The organism is Roseomonas sp. TAS13, assembly GCF_001950415.1.
GTDB lineage: Bacteria > Pseudomonadota > Alphaproteobacteria > Acetobacterales > Acetobacteraceae > Roseomonas > Roseomonas mucosa.
This window is the reverse complement of the sequence record NZ_BDLP01000505.1, coordinates 1-2584: the sequence shown is the minus strand read 5'-3', so window position 1 is coordinate 2584 and position 2584 is coordinate 1. Positions and strand designations below refer to the sequence as shown.

The 2584-nt window shown below is 72.5% G+C and carries 3 protein-coding genes; all 3 read right to left on the bottom strand.

Annotated features, from left to right (window positions below; translation table 11 throughout):
- Positions 1 to 145: 145 nt before the first annotated feature.
- Positions 146 to 1039: an ABC transporter permease gene (locus ROTAS13_RS22795; RefSeq protein ID WP_216348724.1), complete on the bottom strand. Its 894-nt coding sequence runs from the start codon at positions 1037 to 1039 to the stop codon at positions 146 to 148.
- An 11-nt stretch (positions 1040 to 1050) separates the two neighbouring features.
- Positions 1051 to 1983 carry an ABC transporter permease gene (locus tag ROTAS13_RS22790; protein WP_019459222.1) on the bottom strand — a complete coding sequence of 311 codons (933 nt, stop codon included), beginning with the start codon at positions 1981 to 1983 and terminating at the stop codon, positions 1051 to 1053.
- Positions 1984 to 2584: ABC transporter ATP-binding protein (locus ROTAS13_RS22785; RefSeq protein WP_139323514.1), on the bottom strand; the 601-nt coding region annotated here is incomplete at its 5' end.

Sequence of the window (2584 nt, the reverse complement as noted above, 5' to 3'; positions counted from 1 at the left end):
GCCAATGAAAGGCGGGGTCCGGGGACATACCATGTCCCCGGCGGTGGGGGTTCCGGGGGCAGGCGGAGCCTCCCCCGGGGCTGGCCACAAGTGCGACGCCACAGCGTGTCGCCCCAGCGTGTCGCCCCAGGCGAAACCCGGCGGCCTACCGCAGGGTCGGGTCCAGCCGGTCGCGCAGCCAGTCGCCGATCAGGCTGACCGAGAGGGTGGTCAGCACGATCACGGCGGAGGGGGCGAGCAGGATCCAGGGGGCGCGGGTCAGGTACTCGCGCCCATAACCCACCATGTTGCCCAGCGAGGTCATCGGCGGCTGCACACCCAGGCCCAGGAAGGAGAGTCCGCTTTCCAGCAGGATGATCTCCGGGAAGGCCAGCGTCATCGACACGATCAGGGTCGAGGCGATGTTGGGCAGCACGTGGCGGCCATAGATGCGCCAGGGCGAGGCGCCGAGCTGGCGCACCGCCGCCGCGTAGCCCTGGGCGCCGGCGCTGATGGCGAGGCCGCGGGCGATGCGGGCATAGCGTTCCCAGCCGTTGAGGCCGAGCAGGCAGATGAAGAGCGGCAGGCTGTTGCCGAAGAAGGCCAGCACCGCCAGCGCCAGGATCAGAAAGGGCATGGCCGCCTGGAAATCCACCAGCGCCATCACCGCCTGTTCCACCAGCCCACGGAAATGCGCGGCCAGGAAGCCCAGCAGCGTGCCCAGCACCGCCGAGATGGCGGTGGCGCCGAAGGCGATCAGCAGGCTCATGCGGATCGAGGCGATGAGCCGGCTCAGCACGTCGCGGCCCAGCTCGTCCGTGCCCAGCGGATGCAGCCAGGTGCCCCCCAGCCCGACCGGCGGGGCGAGGCGCGACCGCAGGTCGAGCGCGGTGATGGGGAAGGGGCTGATCCAGTCCGCGGTGAAGGCCACCGTCAGCATCAGCACCACCCAGCCCAGGCCGAGCAGCACGGGCAGCGGGACGGGGACGCGCTTCGGTGCGGGCGGCGCCGTGATGGCCGGGGCGGAAGCGGGCGCGGCGGGGAGGGCGAGGTCGGGCATGCGGCTCTGCCTCAATGCGCGCTGGCGGCGCCGACCCGCAGGCGCGGATCGAGGACGCCATAGAGCAGGTCCACGACAAGGTTCGCCGCCACCATGGTGGCGGCCACCAGCAGCAGGATGCACTGCACCACCGCCAGGTCCCGGTTCGCCACCGCCACCACCAGCAGGCGGCCGACGCCGGGCCAGGAGAAGACGCTTTCCACCACCACCGCGCCGGCCAGCAGGCTGCCCACCATGAAGCCCACGATGGTCACGGTGGGGATGGCGGCGTTGGGCAGCGCATGGCGGCGCACGGCGGCGTGCCAGGGCACCCCCTTGGCGAGGGCGGTGCGCATGTAGGGCTGGCCCAGGACCTCCAGCATGGCGGAGCGGGTGAAGCGCGCCAGCACGGCGGCCCCGCCCATGCCCAGGGTGATCACCGGCAGGATGGCGTGCCGCCAGCTGTCCTGCCCGCCCGAGGGCAGCCAGCCGAGCTGCACCGCAAAGACCAGCACCAGCACCAGGCCCAGCACGAAGGAGGGCACGGTGAAGCCGGCGACGGCCAGGAACATCACGCCCCGGTCGATCCAGGAATTGCGGTGCAGGGCGGCATAGACGCCGGCCGGGATGCCGAGGCAGAGCTTGATCAGCAGGGCGGGGATGGTGAGGGCGAGCGTGGCCGGGACACGTTCCGCCACCAGTTCGATGGCGGAGCGGCCGTCGCGCATGGACTGCCCGAGATCGCCGTGCAGGATGGCGCCGAAATAGCGCAGGTACTGCACCCAGAGTGGGTCATCGAGGCCCCAGGCGCGGCGGAAGGCGGCGATGGCCTCGGGCGGCGCATCGGCGCTCATGATCAGCAGCGCCGGGTCGCCGGACAGGCGCAGCACGATGAAGGCGAAGCTGACCACCAGCAGCAGGGTCAGCAGCGCGCGGAACAGGCGGATGCCGAGGAAACGGAGCATTCAGGCGGCTTCCAGCACGGGTGCGTCCGACAGGCCGGTGCCGGCGGTCATGTCGCCCTGTGCCACGTGGCAGGCGACGAGGCGGCCGTCGCCGCGCAGCTTCAGCGCCGGCGATTCCCGGCGGCAGAGCGGGCCCGCCACGGGGCAGCGGGGATGGAAGGCGCAGCCGGTGGGCCGCGCCGCGGGATTGGGCGGATCGCCGCGGAGCACGATGCGGTGGCCGCTCCGCCCGGGCTGCGGGATGGCGGAGACCAGGGCGCGCGCATAGGGATGGGCGGGGTCGTGCAGCACCGCGTCGGGTTCGCCTTCCTCCACGATGCGGCCGAGATACATCACCGCCACCCGGCGGCTGACCTGGCGCACCGCGCGCAGGTCGTGGCTGACGAAGAGCATGGCGATCCCGGCGCGCTCCTGCACCTCGCAGAGCAGGTTCATCACCTGCGCCTGGATCGAGACGTCCAGCGCGCTGATCGGCTCGTCGCAGACCAGCAGGGCAGGGTCGGTGGCCAGGGCGCGGGCCAGCACGGCACGCTGCCGCTGCCCGCCGGACAGTTCGTGCGGGTAGCGTGCGCCCTGGTCGGGGCGCAGCCCCACGGCGCGC

Coding starts and splice junctions, on each gene's coding strand:
- ROTAS13_RS22795 (WP_216348724.1), bottom strand. CDS start 1,039: ATGCCCGACCTCGCCCTCCCCGCCGCGCCCGCTTCCGCCCCGGCCATC.
- ROTAS13_RS22790 (WP_019459222.1), bottom strand. CDS start 1,983: ATGCTCCGTTTCCTCGGCATCCGCCTGTTCCGCGCGCTGCTGACCCTG.